Source organism: Lysinibacillus sp. NPDC094177 (genome assembly GCF_050279145.1).
In the GTDB taxonomy this organism is placed as follows: domain Bacteria; phylum Bacillota; class Bacilli; order Bacillales_A; family Planococcaceae; genus Lysinibacillus.
Genome location: NZ_JBNNTW010000001.1, coordinates 68,687 through 84,398, shown reverse-complemented (window position 1 = coordinate 84,398; position 15,712 = coordinate 68,687). Strand labels below are relative to the sequence as shown.

Genomic DNA, 15,712 nt, shown 5'->3' with positions numbered 1-15,712 from the left:
GGATTATTTAAATTGTTTAAACAATTCAAAAAATACTGTTGACGAGACCTTTTTTTCGTACTATGATTACAACAATTTAACACGTTCGTTACAGCAGTTAGTTATCTTCTAGGAGATTAACATATACGCAAAAACGAAATAGACAGAACATTTCGTATATAGCAACGAACATAGCAATAAATGAGGGGCGTTTAAAATGAGAAGTGACATGATTAAAGTAGGCGTAGATCGAGCGCCACATCGAAGTCTTTTATATGCAACAGGCAAAGTAAAAGCAAAAGATTTAGGCAAGCCATTTATTGGGGTTTGTAATTCTTACATCGACATTATACCAGGTCACGTTCATTTACGTACATTTGCTGATGTTGTAAAAGAAGCCATTATTGAAGCGGGTGGTATTCCATTCGAATTTAATACAATCGGTGTAGATGATGGAATTGCAATGGGGCACATTGGTATGCGTTACTCTTTACCGAGTCGTGAAATTATCGCAGACTCTGCTGAAACAGTAATTAATGCACACTGGTTCGATGGAGTATTCTATATTCCTAACTGTGACAAAATCACACCGGGAATGTTAATGGCAGCAGTTCGTACTAACGTACCATCTATCTTCGTATCTGGTGGTCCAATGGAGGCTGGTACTTCTGCTACTGGCAAGCAACTTTCATTAACTTCAGTTTTTGAAGGTGTAGGGGCTCATAAATCAGGCAATATGTCAGCTGAAGAGCTGTTAGATATTGAAAACAATGCATGCCCAACATGTGGTTCATGTTCAGGGATGTTTACAGCAAACTCTATGAACTGCTTAATGGAAATGCTAGGAGTAGCTTTACCAGGTAATGGAACAATCGTCGCTACTTCTGAAGAGCGCCATAAGCTTATTAAAGAGGCTGCTAAACAATTAGTCCGTATGGTTAAAGAGGATATCAAGCCTCGTGACATTATTACTAAAGAAGCAATTGATGATGCATTTGCACTTGATATGGCGATGGGTGGCTCGACAAATACAGTCCTCCATACATTAGCAATCGCCAATGAAGCTGAAATCGATTATAACATTGAAGATATTAATAAAGTTGCAGAACGTGTTCCATATCTAGCAAAAATTATGCCTGCTTCAGATATTTCAATGGATGATATTAATAAAGCGGGTGGCGTTAGTGCCATTATTAATGAATTAGCGTCTATTCCAGGAGCCATTCACCCAGATCGACCAACAGTTGCAGGACTGACAATGGGTGAACTTGTAAAAGATTATCATATTACAAATGATGAAGTTATTCGTACGAAAGACAATCCGTATAGTCCAGTTGGTGGTTTATCGGTGTTATTTGGTAATATCGCGCCAGAAGGTTCTGTTATTAAAGTAGGAGCTGTAGACCCTTCTATCAAAGTATTCAGAGGCGAAGCAATCGTCTTTGATTCACAAGAAGCGGCACAAGAGAATATCGATAACGGGACTGTTCAAGAGGGCCATGTAGTCGTCATTCGTTACGAAGGACCAAAAGGCGGCCCAGGGATGCCTGAAATGCTTGCACCAACGTCTGCGATTCAAGGTCGCGGTCTTGGCACAAAAGTTGCGTTAATCACAGATGGACGTTTCTCAGGTGCATCTCGTGGTATTTCAATCGGACATATTTCACCAGAGGCAGCAGAAGGCGGTCCAATCGCTTTAGTAGAGAATGGTGACATTATTACAATTGATCTACCAAATCGTACTATAAATTTAGAAGTTTCAGATAAAGTATTAGCTGAACGTCGTGCACAACTACCGGAATTTGAACCGAAAATTAAGCGCGGTTGGCTAGCAAGATATTCAAAATTAGTAACAAACGCCTCTACAGGTGGCGTTATGAAAATTTAAAAAGTTAAAGCGTTGATGAGGTTAAAGGTTCTAGAGCCTTGTATTTACCAGAGAGCCGGTCGTGCTGGAAGCCGGCGATACAACTAGATCCGACATCCCCTCTGAGTGGGCTATTAAACGCGTGATCGCCATTAGATAGCTCCGGGCATAATCGAAAGTGCTCGTTATTAATGAATAAATAATTTATGACACCATATTGGATGCGAATGATTCGCATTGGTGCATAAATGCTTATATTTATTCACGAGGTAGCAATTATTTGCTATAAAAAAGGGTGGTACCATGGAAAGTCTTTTTCATCCCTACGTAAGGTAATTCTTTGCGTGTGGAGAAAAAGGCTTTTTATTTTTTTACGGCGTAAGAAATAGTCTGTCATCTCTTTTCAATGAGATAACCAGCTTGTAATACTTCAATGATGCGCATTACTGATGTGAAATTGAATGATAAGAAGGAGGCAAATTTGATGAGTACGAATGTTTCTATCAACGAGAAAGAAGAATTAGTAACAGCAGTAAAAGCTGAACAAACCTATCAAGCAAAAGATGGTGCTGACGTATTAGTGCAAGCACTGCATGACCAAGGTGTTGAAATTGTTTTTGGTTACCCGGGTGGAGCGGTACTGCCAATCTATGATGCAATGTATAAAAATCCGATTCGTCATATTTTAACAAGACATGAACAAGGTGCAATCCATGCAGCGGAAGGTTATGCACGTGTTTCAAATAAAACTGGTGTTGTTATTGCAACAAGCGGTCCGGGGGCAACAAACTTAGTAACTGGTATTGCTGATGCGATGATTGATTCCATCCCATTAGTTATATTCACAGGTCAAGTTGCAACGTCTGTAATTGGTACAGATGCTTTCCAAGAAGCGGACATTATGGGAATAACGACACCAATTACAAAGCACAACTATCAGGTGCAGGACGTTAATGATATCCCGCGTATTGTTAAAGAGGCATTTCATATTGCAAGCACTGGTCGAAAGGGCCCTGTTGTAGTGGATTTCCCTAAAAACGTTTCTCAAATGTTATTTGATGTGGAGAATCCGCCACAGGCTCCTGATGAAATTTATTTACCAGGTTATCAACCAACATACAAACCGAATTATTTACAAATTCAAAAGGCCATTCAGGCGATTTCATTGGCTAAAAATCCAGTCATTTTAGCTGGGGCTGGTGTACTCTTTGCAGATGCCAAGGAAGAGTTAACAGCATTCGCTGAAAGATACCAAATTCCAGTAGCAAACACTTTATTAGGACTTGGTTCAATCCATGGAGAGCATGAATTATTCATCGGTATGGCAGGAATGCATGGGACTGCAACAGCGAACATAGCTATTACAAAATCAGATTTATTGTTGAATATCGGAGCTCGCTTTGATGACCGTTTAACTGGTAATTTGGCAACATTTGCTCCAAATGCAACAATCGTACACATCGATATTGATCCAGCGGAAATTGGAAAAAACGTTCCGACAGATATTCCAATCGTTGCAGATGCTAAAGAAGCATTAAAAGCACTATTGAAAAAAGAATTCGAGGGTCCAGAAACAACAGAATGGCTAGCATTGTTAAATAACCATACAAAGAAATATCCATTATGGTACAGCAAGGAGCCAGGGGACAAAGAAATTTTACCGCAGGAAGCATTAGAGCTTGTGCATAAAATCACAGAAGGTGACGCAATTGTCACTACAGATGTTGGTCAGCATCAAATGTGGGCTGCACAATATTATCGCCTAAACAATGATCATGGATGGGTAACGTCTGGTGGACTTGGTACGATGGGCTTCGGCTTCCCAGCTGCAATTGGCGCCCAGTTTGCGAAGCCAGACAAAAAAGTTGTATCCATTGTAGGAGATGCAGGGTTCCAAATGACTGCACAAGAACTATCTCTGCTACAAGAGTTCAACTTACCAGTAAAAGTGGTGATTTTAAATAATAGCTGTCTAGGAATGGTACGCCAATGGCAAGAAACATTCTATGAGGAGCGTTATTCATCTTCATTAATGCCTATCCAACCAGATTTTGTTAAATTAGCTGATGCATACGGTCTTAAGGGCTATCGAATTAACACAATCGACGAAGCGGAATGTATTTTCCGAGAGGCACTACTTTCTGATGAGCCAGTGTTAATTGATTGTCGTGTTAAACAGCTTGAATGTGTGTATCCAATGGTAGCACCAGGCAAAGGTTTACATGAAATGATTGGGGTGAAAAAGAATTGAAACGAGTAATTACAGTAACAGTGATTAACCAGAGCGGTGTGTTAAACCGTGTAACAGGTTTACTTATGAAGCGTCAATTCAATATTGAATCAATCACAGTTGGTCATACTGAACAGCCAAACTTTTCGAAAATGACCTTTGTTGTAAACGTAGAGGATGAGCGTAAAATTGAACAGCTGGTGAAGCAACTATCAAAGCAAATTGATGTGTTAAAGGTCAATGATATTACAGATAAATCAATCGTGCTACGCGAGCTTGCGCTTGTAAAGGTAATTTCACCACCAAATTTACGACTGGAAATGAACTCAATTGTTGAACCATTCCGTCCACAAATTATCGATACAGCGAAAAATGTTGTCACATATCAAGTAGTAGGAGATCCAGATAAGATTGATGCCTTTATTGAGCTAATTCGACCTTATGGCATTAAAGAATTAACACGTACGGGGGCTACTGCATCTGTTCGTGAAACACAAAAAATCTCAAATACGCAGCTCTCTATTTTAAAATAGTTTGCATATAAAATTGATAGCTTTGAATGCATAGCCCTTCGTTGGTTTGCTAGCATCCGAAGTTGAAAAAAACAAACCCAAATATTAGGAGGAAACAAACAATGGCTACTATGTACTATGAACAAAACATCAACGAGGAAGTATTAAAAGGGAAAAAAATCGCAATCATCGGTTATGGTTCACAAGGTCACGCACATGCTTTGAACCTTAAAGAATCAGGATTCGATGTAGTAGTAGGAGTTCGCCCAGGCGGATCTTTCGATGCAGCAAAAGCGGATGGATTAGATGTAAAAACTGTTGCAGAAGCAGCACAAGAAGCAAATGTTATCCAAATTTTACTTCCAGATGAGCGTCAAAAAGCTGTATATGAGGCAGAAATTGCTCCACATCTTGAAGCGGGTAAAGCACTTATGTTTGCACACGGCTTCAACATTCACTTCGGTCAAATTACACCACCAGCAGATGTGGACGTATTCCTAGTTGCTCCGAAAGGTCCAGGACACTTAGTTCGTCGTCAATTCCAAGAAGGTGCTGGTGTACCAGGGTTATTCGCAATTCATCAAGATGCAACTGGTCAAGCAAAAGATTTAGCTCTTGCATACGGTAAAGGAATCGGTGCAGCTCGTGGCGGTTTACTTGAAACAACATTCAAAGAAGAAACGGAAACTGACTTATTCGGTGAGCAAGCTGTACTTTGTGGCGGTGCTACACAATTAGTAAGAGCAGGTTTCGAAACTTTAGTAGAAGCAGGATACCAACCAGAGTTAGCATACTTTGAAACACTTCACGAACTAAAATTAATTGTTGACCTAATGTTTGAAGGTGGTATGGCAACAATGCGTTACTCAGTATCAGATACAGCAGAGTGGGGTGACTATGTTGCAGGACCACGCATTATCGATGACTCAGTAAAAGCTCGTATGAAAGATGTATTAACGGATATTCAAGATGGTACATTCGCTCGCCGTTGGATTCAAGAAAACGAAAACGGTCGTCCTGAATATACAAAATTCAAAGAAGATGGTGCTAACCATCAAATCGAAGAAGTTGGTGCTAAATTACGTGCTATGATGCCATTCATTAACGAAGGTAAAGAAAAAGTCGTGAGAGAAGTGGCTGCAAGTGCGAAAAATTGATATTTTCGATACAACCCTTCGTGACGGCGAACAATCTGCTGGTATTAATCTAAATACAGCAGAGAAGATTGAAATCGCCAAGCAATTGGAGCGCCTAGGAGTGACAATTATAGAAGCAGGTTTTCCTGCTTCGTCACCCGGTGACTTTGATGCGGTAAATCGTATTGCAGGGACAGTGAAAAACTCTATCGTAACAGGCTTAGCTCGCTGTGTACAAAAAGATATTGACACAACGTGGGAAGCAATTAAAGTGGCAGAGCAACCGCACATTCATATTTTCCTAGCAACTTCCCCAATTCATATGGAATACAAGCTAAAAAAATCACCTGATCAAGTGGTAGAACAAGCGGTTGAAGCCGTAAAATATGCAAAAAAATTCTTTCCGCTTGTACAATGGTCTGCTGAAGATGCATTCCGCTCAGATCGTGAATTTTTAGTACGCATTATGAATGAAGTTGTTGCGGCGGGTGCGACAACCATTAATGTACCTGACACAGTAGGATATGCATCGCCACAAGAATATGGTGCATTATTTAAATTCTTACTTGAAAACGTAAAAGGTGCTGACAAGGTAAAATTCTCTGCACATTGCCATGATGACTTAGGTATGGCAACCGCTAACACAATTGCAGCCATTGAAAATGGTGCCTCACAAGTTGAGGGTACGATTAACGGCATCGGGGAGCGCGCTGGAAATGTTGCGCTTGAAGAAATCGCAGTTGCCCTTCATATCCGTAAAGATATATACCCTGTTGAAACAGGTATTCATTTACAAGAAATTAAACGTACATCTCAATTAGTCAGTAAATTGACAAATGTTGTTATTCAGCCGAATAAAGCTATTGTTGGTAAAAACGCATTTGCACACGAATCAGGTATTCACCAAGATGGTGTGTTGAAAAATCCAGAAACGTACGAGATTATTTCACCTGCCCTAATCGGTGAAGGGGAGGTACCGCTCGTTCTTGGTAAACACTCAGGTCGCGCAGCATTCCGTGACCGAGCAGAAACAATGGGCTTTAACCTTTCTGATGAAAAACTAAATAAAGCATTTACTGAATTTAAAAAGCTTGCTGACCGTAAAAAAGAAATTACGGAAGAAGATTTACTAACGCTTCTTACAGAGCAACAAGTTCAAATAGAAGATGTTCCACTCTATGAACTGAAGATGGTACAGGTGCAATATGGTACAGAAAATATACCAACAGCAACAGCAATTGTTTTAACGCCAGAAGGTCTAGAGAAGACAGTTGTTGCAACAGGTTCAGGCTCAGTGGAAGCCATTTTCAATACGCTTGAGCAACTTGTACAAGGAGACATTCATGTGATTGATTACCGAGTTAAGTCTGTTGGTAAGGGACGAGATGCACTAGGTGAAGCCGTGATTAATATCCGCTATGATGGTGTATCAGCAACCGGGCGAAACTCATCACAAGATGTTTTAGAAGCTTCTGCAAAAGCTTATTTAAATGCCATCAACCGTCATTTAATTCAAGCAAGCCTTCGTGCACAGCCTGTAAGTTAATGGATCATCAAGCTTCTGTGAATGTCGCAGATATTGATGGTAGTGCAATGGGTCAGCAAATTCACATCCCAAAAGCGTGTAGTCAGTCGTAATATTGATGACCTCACCTATTCAAATAGGTGAGAGTCTTACTAAAATAGCGTAGTTCAACGCTATACAAAGAAAGGTGTTTTGACGATGGAGAAAAAAATTACAGTACTTCCTGGTGACGGAATTGGGCCAGAGGTTGTTGCTTCTGCTGTACGTGTATTACAGGTAATTGGTAAGCGATTCAACCATACATTCCATTTAGGTTATGCGACAATCGGAGGCGCTGCCATCGACCAACACAATAATCCACTACCAGATGAAACAATTGAGATGTGTGAAAATAGTGACGCAGTTTTACTTGGAGCCGTTGGTGGTCCGAAATGGGATAATAACCCACCTGAATTACGTCCAGAAAAAGGATTATTACGTATTCGCAAACACTTTGACTTATTCGCAAATCTACGTCCAGTAAAGGCGTTCCCGAGTTTACTAGATGCTTCACCATTAAAGCGTGAAGTAGCCGAAAACGTCGATTTAATGATTGTACGTGAATTAACAGGCGGCGTATACTTCGGGGAACCACGTATGCGTACTGAGAATGGCGCGATTGATACAACTGTTTACTCAACTGCAGAAGTCGAGCGTATCGTTGAAAATGCCTTTGAATTAGCACGTTTACGTGGAGGCAAATTATGCTCTGTTGATAAAGCAAATGTACTAGAAACAAGTCGTTTATGGCGTGAAGTTGTAGAAGCGAAGAAAAAAGAGTATCCAGATGTGCAAGTGGAGCACAATTTAGTAGACTCAGTTGCAATGAAATTAATTACAAATCCTAGTCATTATGATGTGGTAGTTACTGAAAATATGTTTGGAGATATTTTAAGTGATGAAGCATCTGTTATAACAGGCTCTTTAGGCGTATTACCATCTGCATCCATTCGTGGAGATAATTTTGGTCTATATGAACCAGTACATGGCTCAGCACCAGAAATTGCAGGCCAAGGTGTAGCAAATCCAGCAGCAACAATTCTTTCAGTTGCCATGATGCTACAATATTCATTTGGCTTAAAGGAAGAGGCAGCAGAAATCGAACGTGCTGTAAGTGCAGTATTTGATGATGGCTATTTCACAGCAGATCTTGTCCGTGATGGCGGTCGTATACTTTCGACGAATGAATGGACAGATAAAGTTATTAACGAGATTGATACAAGTTTTGTTTCAGAAAGCATTATGACAACATACATTTAAGAAATAGGTGAAGATGATGGGCAAAAATATAATTGAAAAGATTTGGGATAGACATGTTGTTTATCAAGAAGAGGGCAAACCGGACCTGTTATATATTGATCTCCATTTAATTCATGAAGTAACTTCTCCGCAAGCTTTTGAAGGTCTAAGGTTGAACGGACGACAAGTGCGTCGTCCAGATTTAAGCTTTGCAACAATGGATCATAACGTACCTACAAAAAATCTACCAACGATTCATGATCCAATTGCACGTAACCAAATTGAAACGTTAGCAAAAAATGCTGAAGAATTTGGGGTTGAACTTGCAGGGATGGGGCATCCAGACCAAGGAATTGTTCACGTAATTGGACCAGAGCTAGGTTTAACTCAGCCTGGTAAAACGATTGTCTGTGGCGACTCCCATACGTCTACTCACGGTGCGTTCGGAGCGATTGCCTTCGGTATTGGTACATCTGAAGTAGAGCATGTATTGTCAACACAAACTTTATGGCAAAATAAGCCGAAAACAATGGAAATTCGTGTAGAAGGTGAGCTCCCTGTAGGTGTAGCTGCTAAAGATATTATTCTAGCGATTATTTCGAAATTCGGTATCGGTGTCGGCACAGGACATATTGTGGAATTCACTGGAGAGGCTATCCACAAGCTTTCTATGGAAGAACGGATGACAATTTGCAACATGTCAATCGAGGCTGGTGCAAAGGCAGGGCTAATTTCTCCTGACCAAACGACAATTGACTATATCCATGGACGTAAACATGCACCACAAGGAGAAAAGTTTGAGGAAGCAGCAGATTATTGGTTAAGCCTAGCATCCGATGAAGATGCATCATACGATACAATTCGAATTATTCAAGCAGAAGAAATTGAGCCAATCATCACTTGGGGTACGAATCCATCAATGGGTTCAGGTGTTTCAAATAATGTTCCAACACAGGCAGATTATGAGGATGAGTCAGATAAAGCTGCTCTTCGTAAAGCACTTGCCTATATGGGCTTAGAGGAAGGTCAACCATTAACTTCAATCGATATACAACACGTATTTATCGGTTCCTGCACAAACTCACGCATCAGTGATTTACGTGCAGCTGCAGATGTTATTAAAGGGCGCAAAGTGCATGAAAATGTAACAGCGATCGTTGTGCCAGGATCATATTCGACGAAAATACAAGCAGAAGCAGAAGGGTTAGATAAAATCTTTACAGATGCTGGCTTTGAATGGCGTGAGACAGGTTGCTCAATGTGTCTAGCAATGAATGATGATGTAGTACCAGCGGGCGAACGCTGTGCATCAACATCGAACAGAAACTTTGAAGGACGTCAAGGAGCTGGTTCTCGTACACACTTAGTATCACCGCCAATGGCTGCAGCGGCAGCAATTGCTGGTCACTTTGTGGATGTTCGTGAATTCGTAAAGGAAACTGTGTAAATTCCATTTGCACGGAAGGGATGATTGAAAATGGAACCAATTAATATCGTAAATAGTGTGATAACTCCACTTGATCGTAAAAATGTCGATACAGACCAAATTATTTCGAAAGAGTTTTTAAAGCGTATTGAGCGTACAGGTTTTGGTCAGTATTTATTTTACCATTGGCGCTTTGATGCAGATGGTAATGAAATAAAGGATTTTGTGTTAAACAAACCTGAATTTAAAGACTCCAAAATTTTAGTAGCACAAGATAACTTCGGCTGCGGTTCTTCTCGTGAACATGCACCGTGGGCAATCTTAGATTACGGCTACAATGTAGTAATTGCACCGTCATTTGCAGATATTTTCCATAATAACTGTTTCAAAAATGGGATATTACCAATCAAGCTAACTGAAGCAGAGTGTGATGAAATTTTAGCAAAAGGCTTAGAAACACCGTACTCAATGGAAGTCAATCTTGAGACACAAACAGTAACAGGTGAAGATGGTAAAGTGTATAGCTTTAGCATCGATCCTTACTATAAAGAAACATTATTAAATGGTTGGGATGAAATTGCCCTAACATTTAAATACGAAGATCAAATCGCGGCTTACGAAGCACAACGTATTACATTTTCATAAATGAAACGATTACCTTTAGACTGAAGACACATTTGTTGTCTTCAGTTTTTTTATTTTAATAAAGAAGTAAAATTACTTTGATTGAAGGGGGAAACGCTCAGGTAGTTATGAAAAACTCCTTAATTGGCAAATGTCTAGGATTACAACTTTTATATATAATATCCGCCGAATTAAATTAAATCCCATGGTGGATGTTTTAGGTATTTAAAATGTATATTTTTTGTAAAATTACACACAAATTGATGCAATATTTTGATAATATATAAATAGAGTTGTGAGGTAAAAAATGGAATGTTTAGTAGAAATCATGGGTAGTTAATTTAACATCACCGAATAAAGCATTTGGGTCGGTGAAAAGGATCGAATGATGATGAGGTTAGTTATGTTGAAAGGGGGGGCTATCATTCGAAAATACAGTATGTTAATTGGGGGGTTAGGTTTTTCAAGTTTAGGAAACTGGATTTACCTTGTAGCGCTAAATTTATTTGTATGGCATTTAACACAATCGCCGGCTGCGATGGCTGGAATTTTTATTGTCGGACCAATAGCAAGAGTTTTAACAAGCTTGGTAGCCGGATCTTTCATTGATCGTATGAATAAACGTAGGTTGATGATTACAACTGATGTTATACGAGGGTTCATTGTTTTTTGTATGCCGTTTATGGAATCTATTTGGCTCATCTATACGTTGTTATTTTTAGCGAATATAGCGAATAGTTTCTTTGGACCTAGTAGTACATATTATATTACAAAGGTTGTTCCCTCAGAAGATAGACAACGATTCAACGCAATACTTGGCACATTCAATTCAGGCTCATTTTTAGTAGGTCCAGCACTAGCGGGGCTCCTCATCATGCTTTTTAATACAACAGTTACGATGTGGTTCAATAGCTTTACATTTTTTGTTTGTGCTATGATCATTTACTTATTACCAGATGTAGATGATATGAAGGAAACTTCAAGGCAACGTATTACTTGGCAACTATTAAAAAGCGATTATCTAGCTGTCATAGCTTTTATCCATTATTTATAACGATTTATTTACTGTTTCAAAGTGCACTAATGATTGCTTTTGCACTAGATTCTCAAGAAGCAACATTTATAAAGCAAGATTTAGCGTTATCCGATAGCTTATATGGAGCCTTGGTGAGTAGTGCAGGAGCCGGGGCAATTTTAGGTGGAATGGTTGCCGCAAGCTTGGCCAAAAAATGGTCTACTCGATCATATATAGCTTTTGGCCTGTTCCTGACAATGCTATTTTACACAACCTTTTATGCCTCGACATCAAATATATTAGCAATTGTAAGTTTAGCTTTTCTAGGTTTTTTTATGGCATTTAGTAATACTGGTTATGAAACGTTTTATCAGCAAAATGTACCGCCTGAAATGATGGGGAGATTCGGTAGTATTTCTAGTATATTTCAAAATATTTTACAAATTTCCTTTACCTTATTATTAGGTCTGTTTGCAGAATTATTTACGCTTCAAATGACTGCCATTATTTTCGGTATTATAAGTATTTTATTGTCGGTCTCATTATATTTTGTGTTATATTCCCCAAAAAACTACATCGGCTTAAAGGAGGAAGTATTATGATTAGCTATTCGCTACATTGTATTTTTTGTAAGAAAGTATTTGAAGTTGTAGAAGGGACAAGGAAATATAAACTATATAAACAAAATATGAACGGAAAATTCTCCTGTGAAGATTGTGATAGAAAAATTGAATTAGAGGCAAGGAAAGGTTTATTGGGAAAACTTTAATTGGGATGATGAAAAACTCTCTAATGCTATGTGTTTGTTATGCAATTGAAATTAATGGATGTTGTGAAATATGTGATTAGAAGATCAGTACTCCACAATTTTCAAATGTAAATGCCCTGTCTTTCTACTGTTTTCTCAGTTAAAATGGAAAAATAAGATGGAAGGTAGGGAAAAAGATGATTACAGTTATAGGTAGCATAAATATGGATTTGGCTGTACAAATGGGAGTTTTTCCAAAGCAGGGAGAAACAATCCTTGGTAAAGAATTTCAAACAATCCCAGGAGGAAAAGGCGCTAACCAGGCAACTGCTGTGGCACGGCTTGGAAGTGAAGTCGCAATGATAGGCTGTGTAGGCTCCGATAGTTTTGGTGAAACTTTGCGTAATGTTTTACAGCAAGAGCATGTTCAAACCGAAGCTATTACGAGCGTATCGGCACCTACTGGGATTGCTAATATTTTAATCTACGATAACGATAACCGTATCATTGTAGTGCCTGGTGCTAATTATGAATTAAAGCCTGCGCATATAGAGGAAGCGAAAGAAATCATTCAGAAAAGTCAGATGGTAATTATGCAGTTGGAAATCCCAATGGAAACGACCGCTTCTGCAATAAAACTATGTAAAGAAGCGAATGTACCTGTTTTATTAAATCCGGCACCAGCGGCTAATTTTGATGTGCAATGGATGGAGGATATTACTTATATCACACCAAATGAAACGGAGTGTGCTGAAATTTTTGGAGATGACTTTGAGCAAGTATTAGAAAAATATCCTAATAAAATGATTATTACGCTAGGTAGTGATGGCGCACGTTATTTTGATGGTGAGTATCCTATTCATGTTCCTGGCTATTTAACGAAGGCGGTAGATACAACAGGTGCAGGTGATACGTTTAATGGTGCACTCGCTCATGCTTTAGTAGAAGGGCAATCATTGGATCAGGCAGTGTATTTTGCAAATATTGCTGCTTCGTTATCAGTAGAGAAATTCGGTGCACAAGGTGGAATGCCAACACTTGGAGCGGTTTACGCACGTATGGCTGGAATTGAAGAATAAAGATTAATAAAGAAGAATAATAGTAAATGTTCGAGAATACTAAATCTTGCAGATTTATCCTGATAATAATTATTTCTTTTAGTCTGAATGAGTAATAATATCTGAGATAGAAGGTTTAATGGTGTAAGAGTTATTACCTATTTGTGACAACTGAATTTAAGTATATTGTCCTTTTTTGTCGTTATTTCTTAGTACTATGTATTAATAAGAGAATATTTTCATTTATAATAACTTTAGATACATACGAAAAGAGGTTTTGAGGATGACAAATATTGATAATGTGCCGATCGAATATACAGCCTCAGCGAATAATATTTTGCCACAGCTAGTTGATCATTTGCGACAATTACATGGCATTATTTTACAAAATACATATGTAAAAGATACAGCTAAACACTTAAATCGCATCATTCAAGATGCTAACAACGAAACGATGATTCTTATTGTAGGGAAAGCTCGTGTTGGTAAAACAACAGTTGTGAATGGTTTGCTAGGCCGTCAAGTTTTGCCTGTTAGTGATCAACATCCAACAGGGGTCAATACGTTTTTGCGATATGGTGAACATGAAGAAATAAAGGCGTATTTTTTAGATGGTGTTGTAGCAAAATTCGATATGAGTAAGCTAGAATTATTGACAACTGGTGATACTTTTGCAGCTCAAATACTACGAGAACATTTAGATTACCTAGAAGTATATTTAAAAAATGATTTATTAAAATCAGTGACAATTATTGATTCTGTTTCATTAGAATCTGGGGGAGGAGAAATGGCCTACTTCCCAGAATCATTGATGAACCGTGTCGACGAAATCTTTTGGGTATTACGCTCAGGTTCGATGGCTATTAATCCAGAAATATTATTGATGGAAACGTTAAAAAACAAAGGTGTTGAGCCTCTTTGTGTTATCAATGCCATTGATTCAAATGAAAATACGAAGACGTTTATCAATACTGAGAGAGAACGATATGGACATTTAATAAGTGATTTTGTTGCTATCTCTGCTAGAGAAGCGATCGAAGCTAAACAGACTAATAGTGATGAGCTTTGGCAAAATAGTCAGTACGAACAATTAATTTCAGAAATTCATCGGATTGCAGAAAATAGTGATAAGAAAACGTATGGCATTTTAATTCGCTTCTTGCAATGGCTTGAACGATTCCGCTTTGAATTAACTGTTATTCCACAAAGAGATCCTTTCCAATCTGCTGTTGAGAACATTGAAAAATATGCAGGCGATTCACAATATGAATTTTCACGCTATCAACGTGATTTAGCGATTGTGACTGAATATGAGCAAGAATACGAACAGGTTGCCAATACATTTGAAAATGTTCAAACATTATACCAACTTTTACAAACCATCTCACAAAATGATTATTTACAAGATGAAGTTGTGGAAAGTTTTACAGAAACTGCTATTTTTTATCAACAAATGTTACGAGAATATCGTAATATGCATAGCGAATATATACGTGAATATGATCGATTGGACGCTCAGCATAAAAAAATTCACGGAAAAGGCCTTATGAAAGCTATCTTTGGTCAGCATACACAAAATGGATTTTTCAAGGAACGAGTTAACAAGTTAAATGAGCAGCAAATTCTTTGTATTGCGCAATTTGAAAAAGTGCAAGAAGCGGAGGCAATAATGCTTCAGTCCATTGATTCAATACAAAGATATCTTATGGATATAACGAAAAATCGTTTGGTGAGTATTGAGCAAAAAGTGCAAGAGCTTAATCAACAACGCTCAAAAGAAAAGCGCCAATTACAATTATACGCTAACAAATTAAATGAATTTTCTTGTTTGATTGAGGCACAGGGCTATATTAAAGAAAATATTCAACCATTTTTAATGGACGAGCAAATGCCACTTAAAGAAAAGGATATTGGTATGCTAAAAGAAACGATTAACAGTATAATGAGCATTGATTTATCTAATAATGGTCTACTTGCACGTAGTCAGATGAACAAAAAAATGGAAAGTACTGCGATTCCTTTTGATGCTCAGAGAAAATATCCATTACATACGTTAGCTTTAGCAGAAGCGGATGTAAAATCAAACGATATACCAGAAATTCCGAAAAAATTAGATATTCAATATGAAGAATAAACGTTAAAAGAAAATGTTCTAAAAGTAATTTAAACTTTTAGGGCATTTTTTTATATTTTGTGATGTTTCATTAATTGGGATTAAAAACAGTACAAACTTTAATAGTGAATAAAGTACTAGAGAAAAATTGTGTAAATTATCCTGGTAAGTATTCTGGAGTGCGTAGTAAATAATAGATAA

At 38.2% G+C, this 15,712-nt stretch carries 12 protein-coding genes; all 12 read left to right on the top strand.

What is annotated here, in order from left to right:
• Positions 1–196 precede the first annotated feature (196 nt).
• The 12 genes from ilvD to ACQKNC_RS00350 all read left to right on the top strand — a co-directional run bounded on the left by ilvD (position 197) and on the right by ACQKNC_RS00350 (position 15,532).
• Positions 197–1,867 carry a dihydroxy-acid dehydratase gene (ilvD, locus tag ACQKNC_RS00405; protein WP_427422940.1) on the top strand — a complete coding sequence of 557 codons (1,671 nt, stop codon included), beginning with the start codon at positions 197–199 and terminating at the stop codon, positions 1,865–1,867.
• A 463-nt stretch (positions 1,868–2,330) separates the two neighbouring features.
• Positions 2,331–4,097, top strand: a complete 1,767-nt coding sequence (ilvB, locus tag ACQKNC_RS00400) for a biosynthetic-type acetolactate synthase large subunit (RefSeq protein WP_427422939.1) — start codon at positions 2,331–2,333, stop codon at positions 4,095–4,097.
• Entirely contained in the window at positions 4,094–4,609 is a 516-nt protein-coding gene (gene ilvN, locus ACQKNC_RS00395) for an acetolactate synthase small subunit (protein ID WP_049664470.1), read from the top strand. The genes ilvB and ilvN overlap by 4 nt, the downstream gene beginning before the upstream one ends.
• 101 nt (positions 4,610–4,710) lie before the next feature.
• Positions 4,711–5,745 (top strand): ketol-acid reductoisomerase, encoded by a 1,035-nt coding sequence (gene ilvC, locus ACQKNC_RS00390; RefSeq protein ID WP_427422938.1) that lies wholly within the window; start codon positions 4,711–4,713, stop codon positions 5,743–5,745.
• Complete coding sequence (locus tag ACQKNC_RS00385; protein WP_427422937.1) at positions 5,732–7,270, top strand: 2-isopropylmalate synthase; 1,539 nt, start codon at positions 5,732–5,734, stop codon at positions 7,268–7,270. Before ilvC ends, ACQKNC_RS00385 begins: the two co-directional genes overlap by 14 nt.
• Before the next feature lie 177 nt (positions 7,271–7,447).
• Entirely contained in the window at positions 7,448–8,548 is a 1,101-nt protein-coding gene (gene leuB / locus ACQKNC_RS00380; RefSeq protein ID WP_427422936.1) for a 3-isopropylmalate dehydrogenase, read from the top strand.
• A 16-nt stretch (positions 8,549–8,564) separates the two neighbouring features.
• Positions 8,565–9,974: a 3-isopropylmalate dehydratase large subunit gene (gene leuC / locus ACQKNC_RS00375; protein WP_427422935.1), complete on the top strand. Its 1,410-nt coding sequence runs from the start codon at positions 8,565–8,567 to the stop codon at positions 9,972–9,974.
• A gap of 30 nt (positions 9,975–10,004) precedes the next feature.
• Complete coding sequence (gene leuD, locus ACQKNC_RS00370; RefSeq protein WP_427422934.1) at positions 10,005–10,598, top strand: 3-isopropylmalate dehydratase small subunit; 594 nt, start codon at positions 10,005–10,007, stop codon at positions 10,596–10,598.
• 382 nt (positions 10,599–10,980) lie between these two features.
• Complete coding sequence (locus ACQKNC_RS00365) at positions 10,981–11,631, top strand: MFS transporter (protein WP_427422933.1); 651 nt, start codon at positions 10,981–10,983, stop codon at positions 11,629–11,631.
• Complete coding sequence (locus ACQKNC_RS00360) at positions 11,574–12,194, top strand: MFS transporter (protein ID WP_427422932.1); 621 nt, start codon at positions 11,574–11,576, stop codon at positions 12,192–12,194. Before ACQKNC_RS00365 ends, ACQKNC_RS00360 begins: the two co-directional genes overlap by 58 nt.
• A 343-nt stretch (positions 12,195–12,537) precedes the next feature.
• Positions 12,538–13,419 (top strand): ribokinase, encoded by an 882-nt coding sequence (gene rbsK / locus ACQKNC_RS00355; protein ID WP_427422931.1) that lies wholly within the window; start codon positions 12,538–12,540, stop codon positions 13,417–13,419.
• 262 nt (positions 13,420–13,681) lie between these two features.
• The gene (locus tag ACQKNC_RS00350; RefSeq protein ID WP_427422930.1) at positions 13,682–15,532 is read left to right on the top strand and encodes a dynamin family protein; all 1,851 of its coding nucleotides are present in this window, start codon (positions 13,682–13,684) and stop codon (positions 15,530–15,532) included.
• Positions 15,533–15,712 lie beyond the last annotated feature (180 nt).

Bases quoted from the DNA above. Each gene is read 5' to 3' on its own strand.
- ilvD (WP_427422940.1), top strand. From the start codon at position 197: ATGAGAAGTGACATGATTAAAGTAGGCGTAGATCGAGCGCCACATCGA.
- ilvB (WP_427422939.1), top strand. From the start codon at position 2,331: ATGAGTACGAATGTTTCTATCAACGAGAAAGAAGAATTAGTAACAGCA.
- ilvC (WP_427422938.1), top strand. From the start codon at position 4,711: ATGGCTACTATGTACTATGAACAAAACATCAACGAGGAAGTATTAAAA.
- leuB (WP_427422936.1), top strand. From the start codon at position 7,448: ATGGAGAAAAAAATTACAGTACTTCCTGGTGACGGAATTGGGCCAGAG.
- leuC (WP_427422935.1), top strand. From the start codon at position 8,565: ATGGGCAAAAATATAATTGAAAAGATTTGGGATAGACATGTTGTTTAT.
- leuD (WP_427422934.1), top strand. From the start codon at position 10,005: ATGGAACCAATTAATATCGTAAATAGTGTGATAACTCCACTTGATCGT.
- ACQKNC_RS00365 (WP_427422933.1), top strand. From the start codon at position 10,981: ATGTTGAAAGGGGGGGCTATCATTCGAAAATACAGTATGTTAATTGGG.
- rbsK (WP_427422931.1), top strand. From the start codon at position 12,538: ATGATTACAGTTATAGGTAGCATAAATATGGATTTGGCTGTACAAATG.
- ACQKNC_RS00350 (WP_427422930.1), top strand. From the start codon at position 13,682: ATGACAAATATTGATAATGTGCCGATCGAATATACAGCCTCAGCGAAT.